Annotated in this window: 21 protein-coding genes and 1 pseudogene; 4 read left to right on the top strand and 18 right to left on the bottom strand. The window is 68.6% G+C overall.

The window, feature by feature from the left end:
- The 3 genes and pseudogenes from A5694_RS18835 to A5694_RS18825 all read right to left on the bottom strand — a co-directional run.
- Positions 1 to 244, bottom strand: a pseudogene (locus tag A5694_RS18835) (two-component sensor histidine kinase); the annotation flags it as partial.
- Between the two features lie 78 nt (positions 245 to 322).
- The gene (mtrA, locus tag A5694_RS18830; protein WP_019737852.1) at positions 323 to 1,009 is read right to left on the bottom strand and encodes a two-component system response regulator MtrA; all 687 of its coding nucleotides are present in this window, start codon (positions 1,007 to 1,009) and stop codon (positions 323 to 325) included.
- 52 nt (positions 1,010 to 1,061) lie between these two features.
- Positions 1,062 to 1,703: a dTMP kinase gene (locus tag A5694_RS18825; protein WP_064923824.1), complete on the bottom strand. Its 642-nt coding sequence runs from the start codon at positions 1,701 to 1,703 to the stop codon at positions 1,062 to 1,064.
- 81 nt (positions 1,704 to 1,784) lie between these two features.
- Here A5694_RS18825 and A5694_RS18820 point away from each other — a divergent pair, with 81 nt between their 5' ends.
- Positions 1,785 to 2,174, top strand: coding sequence for a hypothetical protein (locus A5694_RS18820; protein ID WP_125224358.1), 390 nt, complete (start codon positions 1,785 to 1,787; stop codon positions 2,172 to 2,174).
- Positions 2,175 to 2,183: 9 nt separating this feature from the next.
- On the opposite strand, the gene A5694_RS18815 is transcribed toward A5694_RS18820, so the two are convergent.
- The 6 genes from A5694_RS18815 to A5694_RS18790 all read right to left on the bottom strand — a co-directional run bounded on the left by A5694_RS18815 (position 2,184) and on the right by A5694_RS18790 (position 6,431).
- On the bottom strand, positions 2,184 to 2,531 hold the full coding sequence (locus A5694_RS18815) for a hypothetical protein (RefSeq protein WP_064923822.1): 348 nt from the start codon (positions 2,529 to 2,531) through the stop codon (positions 2,184 to 2,186).
- A 158-nt stretch (positions 2,532 to 2,689) separates the two neighbouring features.
- Entirely contained in the window at positions 2,690 to 4,150 is a 1,461-nt protein-coding gene (gene ahcY / locus A5694_RS18810; protein WP_109535751.1) for an adenosylhomocysteinase, read from the bottom strand.
- Between the two features lie 73 nt (positions 4,151 to 4,223).
- Positions 4,224 to 4,853, bottom strand: a complete 630-nt coding sequence (gene alkX, locus A5694_RS18805) for a TetR family transcriptional regulator AlkX (RefSeq protein WP_064923820.1) — start codon at positions 4,851 to 4,853, stop codon at positions 4,224 to 4,226.
- Positions 4,850 to 5,032 carry a rubredoxin gene (locus A5694_RS18800; protein ID WP_064923819.1) on the bottom strand — a complete coding sequence of 61 codons (183 nt, stop codon included), beginning with the start codon at positions 5,030 to 5,032 and terminating at the stop codon, positions 4,850 to 4,852. The genes alkX and A5694_RS18800 overlap by 4 nt, the downstream gene beginning before the upstream one ends.
- Complete coding sequence (locus A5694_RS18795) at positions 5,029 to 5,202, bottom strand: rubredoxin (RefSeq protein ID WP_064923818.1); 174 nt, start codon at positions 5,200 to 5,202, stop codon at positions 5,029 to 5,031. Before A5694_RS18795 ends, A5694_RS18800 begins: the two co-directional genes overlap by 4 nt.
- Positions 5,202 to 6,431, bottom strand: a complete 1,230-nt coding sequence (locus tag A5694_RS18790; protein WP_064923817.1) for an alkane 1-monooxygenase — start codon at positions 6,429 to 6,431, stop codon at positions 5,202 to 5,204. The genes A5694_RS18795 and A5694_RS18790 overlap by 1 nt, the downstream gene beginning before the upstream one ends.
- A gap of 268 nt (positions 6,432 to 6,699) precedes the next feature.
- On the opposite strand from A5694_RS18790, the gene A5694_RS18785 reads away from it, so the two are divergent.
- The 3 genes from A5694_RS18785 to A5694_RS18775 are packed head-to-tail and all read left to right on the top strand — an operon-like array spanning position 6,700 to position 9,511.
- On the top strand, positions 6,700 to 8,166 hold the full coding sequence (locus tag A5694_RS18785) for an adenylate/guanylate cyclase domain-containing protein (RefSeq protein WP_064923831.1): 1,467 nt from the start codon (positions 6,700 to 6,702) through the stop codon (positions 8,164 to 8,166).
- A 32-nt stretch (positions 8,167 to 8,198) separates the two neighbouring features.
- Positions 8,199 to 9,113 carry an alpha/beta fold hydrolase gene (locus A5694_RS18780; protein WP_064923816.1) on the top strand — a complete coding sequence of 305 codons (915 nt, stop codon included), beginning with the start codon at positions 8,199 to 8,201 and terminating at the stop codon, positions 9,111 to 9,113.
- A gap of 2 nt (positions 9,114 to 9,115) precedes the next feature.
- Positions 9,116 to 9,511 (top strand): PaaI family thioesterase, encoded by a 396-nt coding sequence (locus tag A5694_RS18775; protein WP_064923815.1) that lies wholly within the window; start codon positions 9,116 to 9,118, stop codon positions 9,509 to 9,511.
- Here A5694_RS18775 and A5694_RS18770 read toward each other — a convergent pair.
- The 9 genes from A5694_RS18770 to manA form a co-directional block, all read right to left on the bottom strand.
- The gene (locus tag A5694_RS18770; protein ID WP_064923814.1) at positions 9,500 to 10,510 is read right to left on the bottom strand and encodes an LLM class flavin-dependent oxidoreductase; all 1,011 of its coding nucleotides are present in this window, start codon (positions 10,508 to 10,510) and stop codon (positions 9,500 to 9,502) included. The two genes, A5694_RS18775 and A5694_RS18770, sit on opposite strands and share 12 nt — an antisense overlap.
- Positions 10,507 to 10,932, bottom strand: coding sequence for a tautomerase family protein (locus A5694_RS18765; protein WP_064923813.1), 426 nt, complete (start codon positions 10,930 to 10,932; stop codon positions 10,507 to 10,509). Before A5694_RS18765 ends, A5694_RS18770 begins: the two co-directional genes overlap by 4 nt.
- A 37-nt stretch (positions 10,933 to 10,969) precedes the next feature.
- The gene (locus A5694_RS18760; protein ID WP_064923812.1) at positions 10,970 to 12,568 is read right to left on the bottom strand and encodes a UbiD family decarboxylase; all 1,599 of its coding nucleotides are present in this window, start codon (positions 12,566 to 12,568) and stop codon (positions 10,970 to 10,972) included.
- Positions 12,565 to 13,176, bottom strand: coding sequence for a UbiX family flavin prenyltransferase (locus A5694_RS18755; protein WP_064923811.1), 612 nt, complete (start codon positions 13,174 to 13,176; stop codon positions 12,565 to 12,567). Before A5694_RS18755 ends, A5694_RS18760 begins: the two co-directional genes overlap by 4 nt.
- A gap of 76 nt (positions 13,177 to 13,252) precedes the next feature.
- Entirely contained in the window at positions 13,253 to 14,161 is a 909-nt protein-coding gene (locus tag A5694_RS18750; protein WP_064923830.1) for an SAM-dependent methyltransferase, read from the bottom strand.
- 285 nt (positions 14,162 to 14,446) lie between these two features.
- Positions 14,447 to 17,218: a helix-turn-helix transcriptional regulator gene (locus A5694_RS18745; RefSeq protein WP_234786420.1), complete on the bottom strand. Its 2,772-nt coding sequence runs from the start codon at positions 17,216 to 17,218 to the stop codon at positions 14,447 to 14,449.
- A 138-nt stretch (positions 17,219 to 17,356) separates the two neighbouring features.
- Positions 17,357 to 18,442 carry a type I-U CRISPR-associated protein Cas7 gene (locus A5694_RS18740; protein ID WP_234786421.1) on the bottom strand — a complete coding sequence of 362 codons (1,086 nt, stop codon included), beginning with the start codon at positions 18,440 to 18,442 and terminating at the stop codon, positions 17,357 to 17,359.
- Positions 18,439 to 19,380: a cation diffusion facilitator family transporter gene (locus A5694_RS18735; protein ID WP_064923810.1), complete on the bottom strand. Its 942-nt coding sequence runs from the start codon at positions 19,378 to 19,380 to the stop codon at positions 18,439 to 18,441. The genes A5694_RS18740 and A5694_RS18735 overlap by 4 nt, the downstream gene beginning before the upstream one ends.
- Positions 19,381 to 20,622: a mannose-6-phosphate isomerase, class I gene (manA, locus tag A5694_RS18730; protein ID WP_064923809.1), complete on the bottom strand. Its 1,242-nt coding sequence runs from the start codon at positions 20,620 to 20,622 to the stop codon at positions 19,381 to 19,383. It abuts the gene before it with no gap.
- Positions 20,623 to 20,627 lie beyond the last annotated feature (5 nt).

Raw genomic sequence — 20,627 nt, 5'->3', positions numbered from 1 at the left:
CCCGGGCCCGCTCGATCTGCTCGGTGGCCGCCCGCACCTTGACGTCGAGCACCCGGTCGGTGATCTGGCTGGTCAACACGAATCCGAGCGCCAGGATGACCGCGGCCGACAGCCCCATCGTCAGCGCCACGACCCGCAGCTGCAGCGACCGGCGCCAGGCGACCTGCACCGCGCGGCGCAGCGTGTTCACGCCGAGCAGCAGCGGACCCGACCGCCGGGGGCGCCGTCTGGAGCTGAAAATCATTGGCGCTTCTCCTCAGCATCGCTGGCGCTCTGCCTCGTCGAAGACGCGAAGATCACCGCAGCCGCTCCCCGGTGGGGATCACGGAGGTCCGGCCTTGTAACCCACTCCTCGAACGGTCAGCACCACGGTCGGGTTCTCCGGGTCTTGCTCCACCTTGGCCCGCAGGCGCTGCACGTGCACGTTGACCAGCCGGGTGTCGGCCGGGTGCCGGTATCCCCAGACCTGTTCGAGGAGCACTTCACGAGTAAACACCTGGCGGGGCTTGCGCGCCAACGCCACCAGCAGGTCGAACTCCAACGGGGTCAGGGAGATCTGCTCACCGGCGCGGCTCACCTTGTGCGCCGGCACGTCGATGTCGATGTCAGCGATCGAGAGCATCTCGGCCGGCTCGTCGTCGTTGCGGCGCAGCCGGGCCCGCACCCGGGCCACCAGCTCCTTGGGCTTGAACGGCTTCATGATGTAGTCGTCGGCACCCGACTCCAGCCCAAGCACCACATCGACGGTGTCGGTCTTGGCGGTGAGCATCACGATCGGCACACCGGAGTCCTTCCGCAGCACCCGGCACACGTCGATGCCGTTCATGCCGGGCAGCATCAGGTCCAGCAGCACCAGATCGGGCCGCAGCTCGTGCACCGCGGTGAGCGCCTGGGTGCCGTCGCCGACGACCGCGGTGTCGAAACCCTCCCCACGGAGCACGATGGTGAGCATCTCGGCCAGCGAAGCGTCGTCATCGACGACGAGAATCCTTTGCCTCATGGCGTACATGGTGTCATCAGATCGAGACAAATGCCTGCTACCACACGCGCGTTTCGCGGTTTTACCCGCGCATTTGCGCGGACAGATCGGCCGCCAGCTCGGCCGCTGAGACCGTCGGACCGGCCAGCTGCCACCGCCCCCCGAACCCGGCCCGGGCCAGCGCGCGGTACACCTCGGCGGTGCGGCGCTGCAGGCCGTCGTCGCGCTCGTAGCTGTCGCGGGCGCGGGCGGTGTCCTGCGTCTCGCGAGTCCGGGCGCGCTGGGCGGCCAACTCGGCGGGGACGTCGAGCAGCACCTGCCAGTCGGGCGCCGGCAGGCCGAACCGGCCGAACTCCAGCGTGTGCACCCAGTCCACGATCTCCCCGTCGGCGTCTTGGTGTAGCCGGGCGGCGCTGTAGGCGGCGTTGGAGGCGACGTAGCGATCCAACAGCACGACATCGTGGTGGTGCAGCAGGTGCCGAATCTCGGCCCGAGCCCCGGCGCGGTCCAGCGCGAACAACACCGCCATCGCGTACACCGAATCCGCCAGGTCGCCGTGCTGGCCGTGCAACGCCTCGGCGGCCAGGTCGGCGGTCTCCGAGTCGCCGTAGCGCGGAAACGCCAGCGTGGCCACCGTGCGACCGGTGGCCCGCCACGCGGCCTCCAGCCCCGTGGTCAAGGTGTTCTTGCCGGCGCCGTCGACACCTTCGATCGCAATCAGCACGGCGGCAGCCTACTCACGTTTCCCACCTTCCGGCGTACCGCTGACCGCTAAGCTGACACCCACCGATCCAGGGGGAACCTCATGACCGCAGAAACACGTGTTCGGCGCAGCTGGTCAGATTGGGTCACGGCGGCTGCCGCGGTAATCGCCGCGGTGGCCGCTTCGATAGCGGCCTTCTTCGCTTTTGTCACCCACAGCAAAACCGAGTATGCCGCCGCCAGCGCCATCAAACCCGCCTACCAGGCGTTGTGCGTGAGCTACAGCGACTTCGTACTGACCCAGGCCCACAACGGCTACACGCCGGAAGAGATCCAGCGCGTCATCGATTTCGCGGGCAGCCACCCGATCGACCTGCCGGAAGCCGGCAGCGACGAACCGGATCGATCCGGCATGCCCGGCCGCTGGCCGTCGATCAGTGACGAAAAGGCGTGCGGCACGCCGGCGGAGGTCATCGCTCACGCCAGGCACTGAGCGGCTCGGCTACCAGCCGCCGCGCCCCCCGCTCTGGATGAAACCGTTGATCCGGCCACCGTTGATCCAGCCGTTGTGGCCCCAGTTGCCTTTGCCCCAGTTGCCGTGACCCCAGCCGCCGTTGCCACCACCGTGGCCACCACCGTGGCCGCCGCCGTGGCCCCAGCCTCCGCCCAACGGCATCCCGGCGACGCCGGGCGGTAGGTCGGCGGGAGCGGACGGCCCCGCGACCACGGGGCTTGCCGACGCAACAGCGACCTCGCCGGCGGGAACACCGACGACCGCCGTGGCAGCGGCCAGCAAGGCAGCACCCGCCGCGCGGATCAGCGCGGTATGGATCGATCGCGATGAATTCATGGTCTGAACCCTTCCCGTCGTATGCGTCTGCCGTCCAGCGTAGGCCTCTCGCGGCAGGCAAGCCGCTTCGGCCGTTCCCCGCACCCGCGGGCACCGTCCCCAGCAAAGAGCCCCATTCCGGGCCGGAATGGGGCTCTTGTGCCTGCTGGCAGCCGAAATCAGTACCGGTAGTGGTCCGGCTTGTAGGGGCCCTCGACGTCGACGCCGATGTACTCCGCCTGCTCCTTGGTGAGCTTGGTCAGTGTGCCGCCGAGCGCCTCGACGTGGATGCGGGCGACCTTCTCGTCGAGGTGCTTGGGCAGCCGGTAGACCTCGTTGTCGTACTCGTCGCCCTTGGTCCACAGCTCGATCTGGGCGATCACCTGGTTGGAGAAGCTGTTGCTCATCACGAACGAGGGGTGCCCGGTGGCGTTGCCCAGGTTGAGCAGCCGGCCCTCGGACAGCACGATGATCGACTTCCCGGTGTCACCGAAGGTCCACTGGTCGACCTGCGGCTTGATGTTGAGCTTGGTGGCTCCGGACGTCTCCAGCGCAGCCATCTGGATCTCGTTGTCGAAGTGGCCGATGTTGCCCAGGATGGCCTGGTCCTTCATCGCCTTCATGTGTTCGAGGGTGATGATGTCCTTGTTCCCGGTGGTGGTCACGACGATGTCGGCTTCGGCGATGGCCTGCTCGACGGTCTTGACGTCGAACCCGTCCATCAGCGCCTGCAGGGCGTTGATCGGGTCGATCTCGGTGACGGTGACCCGCGCACCCTGGCCGGCCAGCGACTCCGCGCTGCCCTTGCCCACGTCGCCGTAGCCGCAGACCAGCGCCTTCTTGCCGCCGATCAGCACGTCGGTGCCGCGGTTGATGCCGTCGATCAGCGAGTGCCGGCAACCGTACTTGTTGTCGAACTTGCTCTTGGTGACCGAGTCGTTGACGTTGATCGCCGGGAACACCAGCTCACCGGCGGCGGCCAGCTGGTACAGGCGCAGCACGCCGGTGGTGGTCTCCTCGGTGACACCCTTGACCGACTCGGCGATCTTGGTCCACTTGGTTTTGTCGGTCTCGAACCGGTCGCGCAGCGTGGCCAGGAAGATCTTCCACTCGTGCGAGTCGCCGTCCTCGGCGGGCGGCACCACACCGGCCTTCTCGTACTGGGCGCCGCGCAGCACCATCATGGTGGCGTCGCCGCCGTCGTCGAGGATCATGTTGGCCGGCTCACCCTCCCAGGTCAGGGCCTGCTCGGCGCACCACCAGTACTCCTCCAGGCTCTCGCCCTTCCAGGCGAACACCGGGGTGCCCTTGGGCTCCTCGACGGTGCCGTGGGGGCCGACGACGACCGCGGCGGCCGCGTGGTCCTGGGTGGAGAAGATGTTGCACGACGCCCAACGGACTTCGGCGCCGAGCGCAACCAGGGTCTCGATGAGCACCGCGGTCTGAATCGTCATGTGCAGCGAGCCGGTGATGCGGGCGCCCTTGAGCGGGTTGACGCCGTGGTACTCCTGGCGCAGCGCCATCAGGCCCGGCATCTCGTGCTCGGCCAGCCGGATCTCCTTGCGGCCGTATTCGGCCAGCGACAGGTCGGCGACCTTGTAGTCGATGCCGTTGCGGCTGTCCGCGGTCAAACTCATCAGTGCGCCCCCGTAGGTTCGGTGAAATCAGCTCCGCTACAAGCTACCGGCGAACGCCCGGGAATGCTCGAGCGGGTCAATCGACGTCGATGACCCCGTAGGTCTCGGCGGTCGGAGTGAACAATCGGGCCAGGTCAGCGGCCACGTCGTGGTCGGCTTCCGGGGGCATCGAGACATAGCTCATGGCCAGCCGGACGATGGCCCGGGCCAGGATGCCGGCGTCTTCCTCGCTGGCCTTGACCCAGCTGTGCATGAACGACGACGTCAGCCGCTGCGAGCAGCGGGTGATGATCGGGCCGCTGTCGGTGGTGATGATCTGCAGCAGGTCCGGCTTGGCGACACCGGTCAGCAGCGAGATGACCAGCGGGTCGGCGGCCGACTCGGAGAAAAACGACCGGAACCCCTCCAGAAAGGCGGCGTGGACATCGCCGACGTTGCCGTAGATGGCGCGCTCGACGGCGTCGACGAGTCGGTCGGCCAGCCGGATCGCGTAGCCCTGCGCCAACCCCTGGCGCGAACCGAACTCGTTATAGATGGTCTGTCTGCTGACCCCGGCCGCCTCCGCCACGGCGGCCAGCGTGATCGACGACCAGTCCCGGGTGGTCAGCAACTCCCGCATCGCGTCGAGCACCGAGTCGCGCAGCAGCGCCCGGGATGCCTCGGCGTAGGGGATGCGTTTCACCACCGCGAGATTAGCTGGTGTCATCCCCGCACGACTTCCACCATCTCGAAATCCGCCTTGGCCGCGCCGCAGTCCGGGCAGCTCCAGTCCTCGGGGATATCAGCCCAGCGGGTGCCGGGTGCGATACCGTCCTCCGGCCAGCCCACCGCCTCGTCGTACTCGAAGCCGCACTGCAGGCAGCGGAACAGTTTGTAGTCGCTCACGTTGGGACCTCCACCGGTTCGAAATCCACTTTTTCGCGGACCGCACAGTCCGGGCAGCACCAGTCATCGGGGATCTGGCGCCAGGGTGTGCCGGCCGGAAACCCCTCACGCGGCGCGCCGATGGCCTCGTCATAGAGGTAGTCACAGCCCGGGCAGCGGTAGCGCGCCATCATGCGGCCGCCTGCTCGGTGGCGGCGTAGCGGTTGAGGATCTTCGCCCGGCGCCGGGGGTCGATGTTGACCCGGGTGATGTCGCCGCTGTAGTGCGCCAGCACCCGGTGATCCATCAGCTTGCGCCACAGCGGCGGGAAATACGTCAACCCGATCAGCGACGCGTAGCCGCTGGGCAGGTTCGGCGCCTCGGCCATGCTGCGCAGCGTCTGGTAACGCCGGGTCGGGTTGGCGTGGTGATCACTGTGCCGCTGCAGGTGGTAGAGGAACAGGTTGGTCACCAGATGGTCGGAGTTCCAGCTGTGTTCGGGCGTGCAGCGCTCGTAGCGGCCGTTGGGGCGGGTGCCGCGCAGCAGGCCGTAGTGCTCGATGTAGTTGACCGACTCCAGTAGGGAGAACCCGTAGACGGCCTGGATGACGACGAACGGGATCAGCGCCGGGCCGAACACCGCGATCAGCACTCCCCACAGCACCACCGACATCAGCCACGCGTTGAGCACGTCATTGGACAACCGCCACGGCCCCTTGTCCAACCGGCGCAGCCGCGCGGCCTCCAGTTGCCAGGCCGAGCGCAGACCACCGAAGACGCTGCGCGGCAGGAACTCCCAGAAGGTCTCGCCGAAGCGGCCGGACGCCGGGTCTTCGGGAGTGGCCACCCGCACGTGGTGCCCGCGGTTGTGCTCGATGTAGAAGTGCCCATAGCAGCTCTGCGCCAGGGTGATCTTCGACAGCCAGCGCTCCAGGCGCTCCTTCTTGTGCCCCAGCTCGTGCGCGGTGTTGATGCCGACGCCGCCCAGGGCGCCCACCGACAGCGCCAGCCCGATCTTGGCGAACCAGCTGAGTGACCCCTCGACACCCAGCCAGCTCAGATCGGCCGCCGTGAACAGGTAGGCGCCCAGCACCACGCTGGCGTACTGACACGGGATGTAGGCGTAGGTGCAGTAGCGGTAGTACCGGTCGTTCTCCAGCTGGGCCATCACCTCGTCGGGCGGGTTCTGCCCGTCGACGCCGTACCGCAGATCCAGCGCCGGCAACAACAGGTAGATCAGGATCGGCCCGATCCAGAACGGCACCTGCGCGGCCCCGTGCCAGCCGAGCCGATTCATCGCCCACACGAACGGGAGCATGGTGAAGATCAGCGTCGGGGCGATCAAGCCCATCAGCCACAGGTAGCGCTTCTTGTCCCGCCACGCCTGGATTGGTGCCGCCGCAGTGCCGTTGTGCGCCATCCGCGTCCCTCCTTGTGAGTTCGACCACCGTTGTGGATGGACATTACATCTCGCTACGTCCGTTGTCTAGACATTTGGTGTCAATTTGTACACACAGATTCGCCGCACCGGGCTCGCCCGATCCGTATAACTTTGAGAGCACTTTGACTGCAGCAGGCACTCACGGATGGGCGCGACCGCGATGACTCAGGCAGGTTCGCGGGCCGGTTCGAGCGCAGCGTCGCGGCCCCGTTCGGCCCTTCGGGTCGGTGCCGACTACGCGACCGGGCTGGCCTTCGCCCACCTGCTCACCAGTGCCGAAGCGATCGCGGTGGTGTTGTCGCTGACCGGTGAGACCCCCACCGGTGCCAACATCCTGTTGCGCCCGCAGCACCTGGTCTTGACCGCCGTGCTGGTCGGGCTGGGCACAGTTGCCGTGGTCATCTCCGGAACGGCCAGCATCGCTGGATCGCTGCGCTGGTACACCGCCGGACAGCAACCCGACGCCGGGCAACGCCGCGCCGCGATCAACATCCTGCGCCGCCAGTCGACGATCGTGCTGGGCACCTGGGTGGTCGGCGGAGCCATCGGCCTGGCCGCACTGCGCTCGACCGACGTCGGGCTGCTCGTGCTGCTGGCCATGGTCGTCGTGTTCGGCGGAACCGCGTCGGTGTGCACCAGCATGCTGTTCACCCACCGCACCTTCCGGCCGATCGTGGCTGCCACCTGGCGGAACACCGATGTCCGCGCCACCGCCCCCGGGGTGCTGGCCCGGCTGGTCACCATGTGGTTCATCACCTGCGCGCTGCCCGCCGCGGCCATCGTCGTCCTGATCGTCTGCCGACGGATGGGGTGGGTCATCGACCGCACCGCCTCGGTGGAGACGCCGGTGCTGGTGCTGTGTCTGGTCGCGGTGCTGCTCGGGATGCGCGCCATGATCCTGGTGGCCCGCTCGGTCTCCGATCCGGTCGGCGAGGTCGTCGCCGCCATGGCCCGGGTTCAGCACGGGCAGATGGAGGCCTCGGTCAGCGTCTACGAGCATTCCGAGATCGGGCGGCTGCAAACCGGGTTCAATCGCATGGTGGCCGGCCTGCGCGAACGCGACCGGCTCCGCGACCTGTTCGGCCGGCACGTCGGCCCGGAGGTGGCCCGCCTGGCGGTGGAGCGCGATCTTGCGCTCGCCGGCGATGTGCAGGAGGCGGCGATTCTGTTCATCGACCTGGTGGGCTCGACCGAGCTGGCCGCCACCCATCCGCCGGACGAGGTCGCCGCGGTGCTCAACGACTTCTTCCGCATCGTGGTGGCCGCCGTCGACGCCCAGCAGGGCTCGATCAACAAGTTCCAGGGCGACGCGGCGCTGGCCGTGTTCGGCGCGCCGGTCCCCCTCGAGGGTTCGGCCGCGGCGGCGCTGGCCACCGCCCGCACCCTGCTCACCCAGCTTCGCCGGCTGCCGCTGGTGGACTTCGGGATCGGCGTCTCGGCGGGGCGGGTGTTCGCCGGCAACATCGGCAGCGAGAACCGCTACGAGTACACCGTGGTCGGCGACGCCGTCAACGAGGCGGCGCGGCTGGCCGACCGCGCCAAGACCGTCAGCGCCCGCGTGCTGTGCTCGCAGACCGCGCTGGAACTCGCCGACGACCGCGAGCGGGCGCACTGGGCACAGCACGGCTCGGCGCTGTTGCGCGGCCGCGCCCAGCCGACCGTGATGTCCATGCCGGCCAGCGAGCCGACTGCCGGCCCCGGCACCGGCGTGTGACCCAGCTCCCAGGCCCGTGCCACACTCAGGGCATGGCTTACGCGATCGCCCGCCCGCAGATCGAGGGCAATATCGCCGTCGGCGAAGACCGTCAGCTCGGCTTCGCCGAGTTCGGCGCCCCGCAGGGCCGGGCGATGTTCTGGCTGCACGGCACCCCCGGCGCCCGCCGCCAGATCCCGGTCGAGGCGCGGATCTACGCCAAGGAGGCGAACATCCGCCTGATCGGGGTGGACCGGCCCGGGATCGGTTCCTCGACGCCGTATCAGTACCAGACGGTGTCCCAGTTCGCCGACGATCTGCGTACCGTGGCCGACACCCTGGGCATCGACAAGATGGCGGTCATCGGGCTGTCCGGCGGCGGCCCCTACACCCTGGCGTGCGCGGCGGCGATGCCCGAGCGGGTGGTCGCCGCCGGGATCCTCGGCGGTGTCGCCCCCGCGGTAGGCCCCGACGCCATCGGCAGCGGCCTGATGACGCTGGCCCGGCTCGCCGAGCCGGTGCTGCAGCGCGCCGGGCGCCCGATCAGCATTGTGGCCACCGGCCTGATCCGGATGATCCGGCCGGTGGCCGAACCGGCGCTGGAGCTCTACGCGCTGATCTCCCCCGAGGGCGACCGCCGGCTGCTGGGCCGGCCGGAGTTCAAGGCGATGTTCCTCGACGACCTGCTCAACGGCTCCCGCAAGCAGCTCGCCGCGCCCATCGCCGACGCCGTCCTGTTCGCCCGCTACTGGGGCTTGCGGCTGGATGAGGTGCAGGTGCCGGTGCACTGGTGGCACGGCGACGCCGACCACATCATCCCGTTCGCGCACGGGGAACACGCCGTCTCGCTGCTGCCCGATGCCCGGCTGTACCCGATCCCCGGGGAAAGCCACCTGGCCGGGCTCGGTCGCGCCGAGGAGATTCTGCGCACCATGGACGAGGCCTGGGACCGCGCCGAGGCGCGCTGACTATGACCGCGCCCCAATCGATCCGGGAGTTGTTCGCCCAACTCGGCCTGCAGGAGGTGCCGTCGGCCGACGGCACCTTGACCATGGAGATGCCCGTCGATGAGCGGGTGGTCAACACCGCCGGCGGCCTGCAGGGCGGGTTGATCGCCACCATGGCCGACGTGGCGGCCGGCCAGCTCGCCGCCCGCAGCACCGCTTTCGGCAACGGCATCGCCACCACCGATCTGTTCATCCGCTACCTGCGGCCGATCAAGGTGGGACCGGCGCGGGCCGTCGCGGCCATCCTGCGCACCGGCCGGCGCTCGGTGGTGGTCCAGGTCGACATCTACCGGGGCAACGACGACGAGCTCGCGGCGACGGCGACGGTGAACTTCGCCGCCATCGACCTACCGGGGTGAGCTCCGGACGGCGGCGAGAAAGGTTTCGAGCTCGCGGTCGATGTCCGGGCCCGACGGCTCGAACATGATCTCGGTGGCACCGGCTCGGGCCAGAGCGGAGACCGCGGTTCGGACCCTGGCGGCGTCGCCGGTGAGGGTGACCGACGCAACCGAGGCGTGGCCCCCGGCGCGCCAGGCCGCTAGGTCGGCATCGTTCATCTCCATCATGTGACCCTGGTGGATGTGTAAGTGCCGCAGGGCATGCGGGACCTTCTCGATCACCTCGAGCCAGGCCTGACCACCCGGCATCTCGCGTACCGTCTCGGCGCCGCGGACGGTATAGGTGTAGTGATACGCAGCCGCCCAGGACGGCCCGACGGCCGCGCGAACCCGCTCACCGGCGGGGTCTTCGTCGTCGTCGATGACGGTGCCCATCGTCGCGACCACGGCCCGCGGAAATTCGCGTTGTGCGGCAACCACATCGAACATCGAGATCAGCCCGTCGACGCCGAGACGCTTCGCCACGCCGGCGCCCTTGGGGCCGGTCGCGGCCAGCAGCAACGGGATTCGCAGCGGCAGCGTGTCCGCGTGTGCGGTGGTGAGCATCAGCTTGATGGCTGCGCCTTCCCAATCGACGGTCTCGCCGGCGAGCAGCGCCTGGTAAGTACGGATGTGGGACTCCATATAGGACCACCGGATCGGCGGCTGACCCATGGCGGCCCGGCTGGAGAACCCGGTACCGAATGCACTGACGATGCGGCCCGGGGCCTGCCGATGCAGGGACACGGTCTGTGCGGCATTCACCAACGGGTGGCGAAGTGTCGGAATCAGGACGGCGGGACCCAGCTCGATCGTCGTGGTCAATTCGGCGGCGCGGTGCAGGTCCAGCCAGACATCGCCGCCTTCAAACGGCGTGTCGTAGAGGTAGGCCCGGCGATAGCCCAGTTTCTCCGCCGTCGCGATATGCCGTGCCGCCTCGAACGACGGTGGTATCGCGACGCTTAGGTCGATTCCGGTCACGTCGAGGTGTCTCCGGTCAGGATGGTGCGGTTGGCCGCCAGCCACTGTTCCTCGTCTCCGGGCTCGGGCAGGATCGCCCCGGCCTCCATCGCATTCGCAGGATCGGTCTCGGTCAGCGCAACGAGGATCTCGGCTTCCGATTGCCCGGTGACGCGTGCCCACATCCGGGAGAGTTCGGCCAGCATCGCCTGCCGCGTCGGCAGGTCACGCCCGTGGCGGATGAGTCCGAAGACGTAGGAGTAGGCGGCCGGCTTGCCCGCAACGAAGCAGTTGCCGTCCGGGATCTCGTGAAACAGCACGTTAACGTACAGTCTGGGCGCCCCGGTGGCGTGCGTATGAATGGTGGTGATCCCTTCGGCAACAGCAGCTTTCGCCGACCTGCTCAATAGGCCGGCGGGGCTGTAGCACCGGTAGACGGGCATATGTTCTCCGATCTAATGGATGGCCTGCTGCAGGCGCCTATACCTGTGGCATTCGTTTGCTTAGTTGGGCGAGGGTCAGGCGTTCGCGACCGGCGGTGTCCAGGTAGGGGATGCCGATCCCGTATTCACTCCAGCGGGCGGCGATTCGGGCTTCCAATTCGACTGGTAGCCGGTCGGTCGGGGGGAATCGGCGTCCTCCCCACTGCGGCCGTGGGTCGATGTCCCAGCTGCGGGTGGCGTCGACGAGGACGCGGGTCCATTCGCCGGTGCCGTATTTGTTGGTGTCGTTGCGCTGTGGCGGCGTCGATGGATCCAGTGATGAGCCCAGGCCTGGACCGAAGAAGGCGATATCGCCGTGGCCGGCGTTGACACGGTAGGACAGGGCCCAGTCCAGGGCGGCCGGGTCGTGGATGTCGATGTCTTCCTCGACGACGATGACGTTTTTGTGGAACCACATCGAGCCGCCGGTGCCCCACAGTGCCGAGGCGATCTGTTGGGCGTGTCCGCGGTATCGCTTTTGGATCTGCACCACGGTGTTTTGGCCATTGGTGACCTCGGTCATCCACAGGTCGGTGATGCCGCCGATGCCCAGATCGTCGAGGAGGTTCCAGGTGATGGCCGAGCGGGCGAAGTTGACGATGCTGTCCTCGTTGAGCATCCCGGGGCGGATGCCCTCAAGGGTGCCGCGCAACACCGGGTCGTTGCGGTGGGTGATCCGGGTGACGTGCAGCACCGGCGCCGGTGCGGCATCGCCGATGAATCCGGGGTACTCGGCGAACGGGCCTTCCATGGCGAAGGTCCCCGGGTCGGGGTCGATGTATCCCTCGACGACGATCTCGGCGGTCGCCGGCACATGCAGCGGCACCGACTCGCAGGCCACCAGGTCGACGGGGCGGCCCAGCAGCGCCCCCATCATGTCCCATTCGCAGATGTTCTTGGGGAATGGGCTGCCCGCACAGAACGGCAGCACATCGTGCCATCCGTAGACGACGGCGACCGGCATTGGTTCCGGTTTGTACTCCGCCATGTGTCCACCCCAGCCCTGGCTGGGGACCAGCAGTTTGGCGATCTTGTCGCGGTCGACGATCATGCCCCGGTACAGGCCGATGTTGTCCCGGCCGGTCACTTTGTCTGCTGTGATGACACCGCAGAAGGTGTCGATGTAGCGGCCGCCGTCGTGGCCATGCCATTTCGGCACCGGCAACTCCCGCAGGTCGATGTCGGCGCCTTCGATGATGTTCTGCTTGACCGGGCCGGTGGCCACGATGCGCGGTGCAACGGGGTGGCTGAACGCCTGGCGCAGGTGATGCACGATAGCCGAATCAGTGGTGCCCTCGGGCAGGCCCAGCAGCAACTGGATCTGGCGTCGGCTGCCGATCGCCGACGTCAACAGCTTGGTGCACCGGGTGTTTTCGTGGCCGATGATGTTCTCGAACAACAGCGCCGGTCCACCCAGGCACAAGTTGGCGCGGGTGATCGCACCGATCTCCTCATCCCAGTCCACCGGGACGGTGATCCGGCGCAGCTGACCGGCGGCCTCGAGGGTGCCAAGCCAGCTACGCAGATCAGGACCGGTGTTCTGCTCGATGGCCCCGTTGTCCGTCTGGGGTCCGGTCGCGCCGGTGGCCGTGGTCATTTCGTTGCCCTCACCACCGCCAGCCCGGCGTCACCGTGCACGCCCAGGCGCCGGTCGTCTTTCCAGCGGTTGATCAGCGAGTGCTCGATCCCGAGCTGATCGATGACCCGGCCCACCACATAGTCGGTCACCTCCTGCACCGAACGAGGACGGGCGTAATAGGCCACCGTGGGCGGAAAGATCACCGCACCCGCGCGCGCCAGATACTGCATGTTCTCCAAGTGAATCTCACTTAGCGGAGCCTCCCGGGTGACCAGCACCAGCCGGCGACGCTCCTTGAGCGTGACGTCAGCAGCCCGGGTGATCAGATTGTCGCTGAAGCCGATCCGGATCGCGCTCAACGTCTTCATACTGCACGGACACACCACCATCCCGTCCGTGCGAAACGAGCCACTGGAGATAGCCGCCGCCAGATCGCGGGCACCATAGGCGTGAGTCGCCAGCGCACGAACCTCACCCACACTGACGTCGGTCTCCAACTTGATCGTCGCCCGCGCCCACTCACTGAGAACCAGGTGCGTCTCGACCCCCAACCGAGCAAGTGCCTCCAGCACACCGATGCCCAACACGGCACCCGTCGCACCCGTCATCGCAACAACCACACGCATCATCGGCCTCCACTCACTGTCCGCTGCTGGCCAGGATGCTGCGCACGGGGCAGGCCTCGCATCCGCCGATGGCCAGTCATTCCGATCCCCGACGGATCGCGGTGACGTAGTCCATGGCACCGTGCCCGTCCGGACTGGTGTCCATACCTCCGTCGGCCACTCCGGCCGCGGTGAGCAGATCGGTGAGCCGGTAGCTGACGGTCTGCCAGCCGCGGGCTTGCAGTGAGGACTCGACGTCCTTGGGCCCGCGGGCGTAGGTAAGGGCGCCGAAGTCGACGTCGTAACCGCGCAGTCTCCAGTCCTCGGCGGTGCGCAAGATCATCGCCCCCACTGAGGCGGAGTCACTGCGCAAGTAGTCGGCGGCCAGCCGGCTGCCCGGCGCGCTGAACGCGGTGATCTGCTCCAGCATGCGGTCTTGGGCGTCACCGGGAAGGTATCCGATCATCAGCCCCTCGGCCAACCAGGCGGCCGGCGCCGCCGGATCGAAGCCTGCTGCACGCAGCGCGGCGGGCCAGTCCTGACGCAGATCGATGCCGACCGGGCGCACCTCCGTCTTCGGGTCGGCACCCAGGCGACCCAGCGTCGCGTTCTTGAATGCGATCACCTCCGGCTGGTCGATCTCGTAGACGACCGTCCCTGGTGGCCAATCCAATCGGTACGCCCGGGAATCCAGCCCGGATCCCACGATCACCACCTGCCGTATGCCGGCGATGGTCGCAGCAGGGAAGAAAGCGTCGAAGAACCGGGTGCGAGCCCCGAAATAGTCTGGCATCCAAGCAGATCCGACATCGGCGTACTCCAGCTCGCCGCTTGCCAGTCGTGCGAACAACTCGACCCCGGCAGCGCGGACCAGCGGTTCGGCGAACTTGTCGTTGATGATCGGGTCGGGTCGTCTGCTGGCCGCCGCCCTGGCCGCAGCGACCATGGTCGCGGTGGCGCCGACGCTGCGGGCCAGGTCCCAGGTGTCGTTGTCGCTGCGGTTCATCGTCATACGGTCCTCCGGATCTGCCGGGAGTTTGCGGCGGCCGCAACCGCCGGGCTGGGAGCGGTGGAAGGAATCACCGGTCGAGCTTCACCCACCCGGCCGGCGCCGGGAGGTCGAGGATGCGACAGCTTTCCCACAACTTGCGCCAGCAGAGGCCAGCGGCCCGGGACCACGTGGATGGTCTAACCGCCCAGGCCGGTGGCGCGGGACCGGTCCTGCCGGCATATCGGTGATGCTCCGCCGGCCACAACGTCATTCGCCTCGGCCGGTGGGCAGCAACCGAGCTCAGACCGAGGGGAGAACGTACTCGAGCTGGGCCCGGGAGGTGATGTCGAGTTTGATGAACACCTTGCGCAGGTGGTACTGAACGGTCTTGGCGCTGATGAAGAGCCGGGTACCGATCTCGGGATTGGAGAGCCCGTCGCGGGCCAGCCGAGCGACCTGCAGCTCCTGGGCGGTGAGTTCGGCGGTGCGAGTCGGTTCCGACCGCTTGCGGGCGGTTTCGCCCGTCGCCATAAGCTCCCGCCATGCGCGGTCGGCGAACGCCGACATTCCCATCGACTCCAGCATGTCGTGCGCGGTGCGCAGTTGTTCGCGGGCATCCACGCGGCGCCGCTCCCGGCGAAGCCACTCGCCATAGAGCAGGTGCGCGCGGGCCAGGTCGGTCCGCACCAGGCTGGCCTGCAGGCGTCTGATCGCTTCGCGGTAGAGCTGCTCGGCCTCCTCGCCCTGGGCCACCAGCGCCCGGGATCGCGCGCCCACGCCCAGTGCCCAGTCGGTGCCGCTCGCATCGGTCATCGCGGTCATCCACTGTGTTGCTTCGGTTGCCGTGTCGGTTATTCCGGTACGGGCGGCGGCCTCGATCAGCTCCGCCACGGCCCAGTTCGCGATCCCGGGATAGTGCAGGTCAGGGTATTTCTGATGGTGCAGGGAGCGCTGCGCCGCGGCCATCGCCTCCGGATAATCCCCCGTGCCGTTCAATAACAGTGCCTTCGTCCATTCGGCGATCGCCATGCCGATACCCTCCCCGCGCAGCGGCACCACGGCGAGGATGTCGTCGACCAACCCCATCGTCTCGGCGTAGCGACCGCGGACCGCGGCCAGTTGCGCGGCGGCGTACGGACCCAGATTGATACCGGTGGCCTCGGTGGCAGCCGCCTGCTCGGCGATGAGAACGCTCGCGGTGGACAGGTCGCCGGCGAACACCAGCATGATGGCCCGGGTGCTCAACGCCAGGGGCAGCTCGATGAGCGCGCCGACGCCACGGGCCAGGCGAAGGTAACGCTCCGACAGCGCGTTCCAGCGCGCGTCGTCCCACAGGTGCAATGCGGTCTCGTTGATCAACCACATCCACCGCAGTTCTTCGGTGGGCGACATCTCGCCCGGCACGCTGGCCAGCGCAGCGCGAAGGTCTGCGACCGCCGCTGGGTATCCCTCGACGATGTTCTTGGCCATGCCGGCCAAGAGGTGGTCGGTTGTCCGCGGTATTCCCCGGGGGGCCGGGGCCGACATGGCGGCGCGCGACAGGTCGAGGACGTCTCCGCCAGGGCTTGCGAGCCGCCCGGCGAACGCAGCGGCGGAGATGCCTTCCAGGTAGGTCTCCCTGGCGAGTTGCGGATCGATGGGCTCGAATCTTCGCGCTGCCTGCAGCAGCAGTAGCGGCGCCTCGCCCCCGCGGCTGGTCGCGAACGCGAGGTGAGCGCGGAGCAGGTCGATGTGGGCGCGCTGAAGCTCGCCAACCGACTCCGATTCGGCGGTGGTCAGCAGGTGGGTCGCCGCATCGAATCGCCCGGCCTGCACATTGGCCCGCGCGGCCATCAGGGCGCGTTGTCCCCGCCGGGAGGGCTCGAGCGTCAGCAGTGCCGACCGCTCCAGGAATGCCGCCGCGGCCACCAGCCCACCTCGTTCGAGCGCCTGGTCGGCGGCGCGTTCGAGCTCATCTGCCAGCTTTGCGTCCGGCCCCGCGGCGGCTTGGGCGAGGTGCCAGATGCGCCGGTCCGGGTCACGGGTCGCGTCGGTGGCCTCCCCGAGTCCGCGGTGCACCGACTGCCGGTCCGCGATCGACGACGACCAGTACGTCGCCGAACGCACCAACGGGTGCCGGAAACGTACCCGGGTGCCGATCTCCGCCAGGCCCGCGTCGGCAACGTCCACCGCGGCGCTGTCGTCGATGCCGAGCGCCTGGGCGGCCCGCCACACCAACGCAGCATCGCCGGTCGGATCGGTAGCCGCGACCAGCAGCAGCAGCCGGGCCTCGGGGCGAAGTGCCCGATAGCGGACGCGGAACGTTTCCTCGAGTGCCCCGGTGAGCGACCCCGCGCGCGGCAGCGCGAAGCCACCGGCCAACGCGGCCGTCGATACCGCGCGCGGAAGCTCCAGCAGGGCAAGGGGATTCCCGCGTGATTCGATGACGATCTGATCGCGGACCCGCGCATCGAGCGGACCATCAAGCGCCCTGTCGAGCAGTCGTCGCGCATCGGCGTCCGCCAATTCGGCGACGGGTAGATCCGGCAAGCCGGCTACCTCGATCCCTCGCTGCCGGGTCGCGAACACCATCCCCACCGACTCCTCGCCGAGCCTGCGGGCGACGAATGCCAGCGACCTCATCGAGGCCCGGTCCAGCCACTGTTGATCGTCCACCAGGCAGATGAGTGGTCGTTCCTCGGCCAGGTGCGACAGCAGGCCCAGTACAGCGAGCCCCAGGACGAACTCGTCGGGGGGCGGGCCGGAGCTGATACCAAAGGCGATCTGCATAGCCCGGCGTTGCGGCGCGGGCAGGTGATCGAGCCGGTCGAGGAAGGGGGCACACAGCTGGTGCAGCCCGGCGTACGCCAGTTCCAGCTCCGATTCGACACCTGCTGCACGAAGCACCCGGATGCCGGTCGCTCGCGAGGCGGCGTAGTGCAACAGCGCCGTCTTACCGATACCGGCCTCGCCGTGGATCACAAGGGCCCGGCTCCGACCCGCGCGCAACGCATCCAGAAGTTGATCGACCACGTGGCGCTCCGCGGCGCGGCCCGTCAAGTCCGGGACGCCGCCCTGCAGCGGTACCGACACCCCCTGACGCTATAACGCCGGCCCAGAGCTGCGCAGCCCCGGAGGTTCCGTGCCGCTGCCAGCACTGCATCAGGTTGCGCTGCGTCGACTCGTGCTGGCATCGTCCCTACGGCCGGTCAGTCGATGCGCGCCGGTCCCTCAGCGCATCGCGGTGCGCCGGCTCTCGATGAAGTGCGGCAGCCGGAACCGGCGCGGCTCATGGGCGACCGGCGCCTCCTGCGCCGCTCCCCCGTTCTGGGCCGCGGCGTAGGCCCCGGCGTTGCCGGTGACGTGCAGCACCTGGCCGCGCCAGCTGATGTCGGCTTCCCGGTAGGCCTGCGCCAGCGCGCGCTCCAGCAGGTCGTCGGCCTGCTCGATCGACAGCGCCGCCAGCTCGACGAAGTCGCCGTCGCGGGCGTCGAGCTTGAGCGTCGTCGGGCCGGTCTCGACCAGGTCGCAGTTGGCCCGGATGCTCAGCTCGGCGTTGGCGCGCACCAGCCCGGCCAGCGCGTAGGCACCCAACAATGCCCGGCACGCCTCGTCGCCGGCGGGCCCGCAGTCGAATCGCAGCTGCCGCAGGGCGGCGAAGCTCAGCACCTGAGTGCGGATGATGCGGCTGCAGCAGACGGTGTCGGCGCCCCCGCGGGAATTCGTCGGTGCGCCCTCGACGAGCACGCCGATGATCTCACCGGACAGCACACCGCGAAAGCGGCTCTGGCCCGCGCTGCGGGCGGCGTCGATCGCGCCGAAAACCAGGCTGCCGGGGCTCAATTCCAGGAGAGCGCGGGCGTTTTCGGGCGTGCTTTCGCGCGCAGCGCGGTAGACCGGGTGCGCGATCGCCGGGTGGCCGTCGATCGACCCGGTCAGGAAGTGGCCATCGAAGATGCGTTGCGGCAGTTCAAGATCGGTGTAGACCGAGCGGCCGCCTTCGTAGGCCACCTGCAGATGCGGCACCCGGCTCAGCAGCGGGTGTTGATCGCGCAGGCCTTGCAGGATCGCGGCTTCCACGCGCTGGATCTGGCTCTGATTGTCGTCGACGACCACCGTCGGCGTCGGGTTGCCGTCGATCAGGCGGGTCTCGGTGATGATGGCCGACGGGCCACGTCCGGCGCGGTGGGCCGGGCTGATCGCGGCGTGCGGCCCGCCGGCGGCGGCCAAGTCGGTGGCCACGCTCAAGGTGCTGGCACCGCCGGCCTGGCAGGCCGCGGTCAGCTGTTGGTAGGAGAAGCTGGACAAAACGGTCACCCTTTCTGCTCCCGCGAGTCTGGCACAGGCGTGCGGTCCAGGTCCGGTTCGAGATAGATGACCCGAGCGGTGGGCACGGCCGCGCGGATATTGGCTTCGGCGGCGTCGATGGTGGCCGCGATCGCGGCCAGGTCCAGCCGGGGAACCAGCGCGATCTTGGCGCCCACCAGCATCTCGTCGGGCCCCAGGTACTGGGTGCGGATGTGGATCAGCCGGGTGACGTTGGCGGTCTGTTCCAGCGCCGCGCGGATGGCCCGATCCTCGGCGACGGTGGCGCCCTCGCCGATCAGCAGGCTGTGCATCTCGACCATCAGAAACACCGCGACCACCCCGAGTAGCGCGCCGATGCCCAAGGTTGCCACGCCGTCCCAGACCGGGTTGTCGGTGAGCATGCTCAGGCCCACCCCCGCCAGCGCCAGCACCAGGCCGATCAGTGCGGCGGTGTCCTCCAGCAGCACCACCGGAAGCTCCGGGTTACGCGAGGTGCGCAAGAACCGCAACCAGCTGCCGTCGCCCTTGAGCGGGCGCGATTCGCGCACCGCGGTACGAAAACTGAACGCCTCCAATCCGATCGCCACGACCAGGATCGCCACCGCCACCACCGGAGAACTCAACTCGACCGGGTGGCGGACCTTTTCGTAGCCCTCGTACACCGCGAACATCGAGCCGAGGCTGAACAGCACCAGCGCCACCACGAACGACCAGAAGTAGCGGCTGCGCCCGTGCCCGAACGGATGCAGCGCATCGGGCGCCTTGGCCGCGGCCCGCTGGCCGAACAGCAGCAGCGCCTGGTTGGAGGTGTCGACCACCGAGTGCACCGCCTCGGCGAGCATGGCGGCGCTGCCGGTGATCACATACCCGGTGAACTTCGCCACCGCGATTCCGGCGTTGGCGGCCAGCGCCGCGATGATCGCCCTGGTACTACCGGACGACGACACTCACAGGCCTATCGTCGCCCGGAACAACGCCGCCTGCTGCTGGGCCAGCAGCCGGATCGGTCCGTCGTCGCTGGGCACCCAGGCCGACTCGCCGCGATGCAGCGTCAACGTTTTCGACTTCGCGTGCACTGTGACCGAGCCCTCGGTGCACAACAGGATCTGGGGGCCGTCATGGTGCGCCGGGGCGTCCACCTCGTGGCCCAGGTAGGCGCCGTCGAGCGTCAGCCGGGACACCGCGAACTCCTCGGCGGGCGTCTGGTAGACCAGCTCCGGCCCCTCGGTGTGCACCGCCGGCCGCAGCGCCGCCTCGGTGGTCGGAGTGAAGTCCAGCACCCGCAGCAGTTCGGGCACGTCGACGTGCTTGGGCGTCAGCCCGCCGCGAAGCACGTTGTCCGAGTTGGCCATCACCTCCAGGCCGACCCCGTGCAGGTAGGTGTGCAGGTTGCCGGCCGCCAAGAAGATCGCCTCACCGGGTGCCAGGCTGACCCGGTTGAGCAACAGCGCGGCCAGCACCCCGGCGTCGCCGGGGTAGCGCTCACCGAGTTCGAGCACCGTCTTGGCCTCCGCGGCGAATTCGCCCGCCTCCGAACTGAGATATTGGATGGCGCCTTCCAGCACTGCGGGTACCAGCACATCGAGATCGGGCTGGGGTGCGGTGATCCAGGTGGTGAACAGGGCCCGCAGGCCGTCGGCGTCGGACTGGTCGCCGTCCGGGGCGTCACCGAGCAGGTCGATGAACGGGTCGAGGTCCGATACCGCCAGCGCCCGCAGCAGCTCGGTGGTGCGCGCGGCGGGCCGGAACCCGGCCAGCGCCTCGAACGGCTGCAGCGCCACCAGCAGTTCGGGTTTGTGGCTGGTGTCGCGGTAGTTACGGATCGGCGAGGACACCGGAACTCCGAGCCGCTCCTCACGCTCGTAGCCCTCGATCGCCTGCATGGTGCTGGGGTGCGCCTGCAGGGACAGTGGCTCGTCGGCGGCCAGCACCTTGACCAGGAACGGCAGCCGGTCACCGAAGCGGGCATGAGCCACCGGCCCGAGCTGCCCCTCCCAGTCGGCGGTCAACACGTCCAGCAGCGACGCCTCGCCCTCGGCGGTCTCCAGCCAGGCCGGGTCACCCGGGTGCGCACCCAGCCACAGCTCGGCCTCCGGGTGCGCCGCCGGGACCGGCCGTCCGGTGAACTCGGCGATAGCGGTCCTCGACCCCCAGGCGTAGGTCCGTATCGCACCGCGTAGTGGTTCCACTGTTC

This window comes from Mycolicibacter sinensis, from assembly GCF_001667945.1.
Taxonomy (GTDB): Bacteria; Actinomycetota; Actinomycetes; order Mycobacteriales; family Mycobacteriaceae; genus Mycobacterium; species Mycobacterium sinense_B.
Note: the sequence above shows the minus strand (reverse complement) of the source record. Positions and strands in the feature narration are given on the sequence as shown.

Excerpts from the sequence above, each read along its gene's own strand:
- mtrA (WP_019737852.1), bottom strand. The coding sequence starts at position 1,009 with ATGTACGCCATGAGGCAAAGGATTCTCGTCGTCGATGACGACGCTTCG.
- A5694_RS18820 (WP_125224358.1), top strand. The coding sequence starts at position 1,785 with ATGACCGCAGAAACACGTGTTCGGCGCAGCTGGTCAGATTGGGTCACG.
- A5694_RS18815 (WP_064923822.1), bottom strand. The coding sequence starts at position 2,531 with ATGAATTCATCGCGATCGATCCATACCGCGCTGATCCGCGCGGCGGGT.
- alkX (WP_064923820.1), bottom strand. The coding sequence starts at position 4,853 with ATGACACCAGCTAATCTCGCGGTGGTGAAACGCATCCCCTACGCCGAG.
- A5694_RS18795 (WP_064923818.1), bottom strand. The coding sequence starts at position 5,202 with ATGGCGCGCTACCGCTGCCCGGGCTGTGACTACCTCTATGACGAGGCC.
- A5694_RS18790 (WP_064923817.1), bottom strand. The coding sequence starts at position 6,431 with ATGGCGCACAACGGCACTGCGGCGGCACCAATCCAGGCGTGGCGGGAC.
- A5694_RS18780 (WP_064923816.1), top strand. The coding sequence starts at position 8,199 with ATGGCTTACGCGATCGCCCGCCCGCAGATCGAGGGCAATATCGCCGTC.
- A5694_RS18775 (WP_064923815.1), top strand. The coding sequence starts at position 9,116 with ATGACCGCGCCCCAATCGATCCGGGAGTTGTTCGCCCAACTCGGCCTG.
- A5694_RS18765 (WP_064923813.1), bottom strand. The coding sequence starts at position 10,932 with ATGCCCGTCTACCGGTGCTACAGCCCCGCCGGCCTATTGAGCAGGTCG.
- A5694_RS18760 (WP_064923812.1), bottom strand. The coding sequence starts at position 12,568 with ATGACCACGGCCACCGGCGCGACCGGACCCCAGACGGACAACGGGGCC.
- A5694_RS18755 (WP_064923811.1), bottom strand. The coding sequence starts at position 13,176 with ATGCGTGTGGTTGTTGCGATGACGGGTGCGACGGGTGCCGTGTTGGGC.
- A5694_RS18750 (WP_064923830.1), bottom strand. The coding sequence starts at position 14,161 with ATGAACCGCAGCGACAACGACACCTGGGACCTGGCCCGCAGCGTCGGC.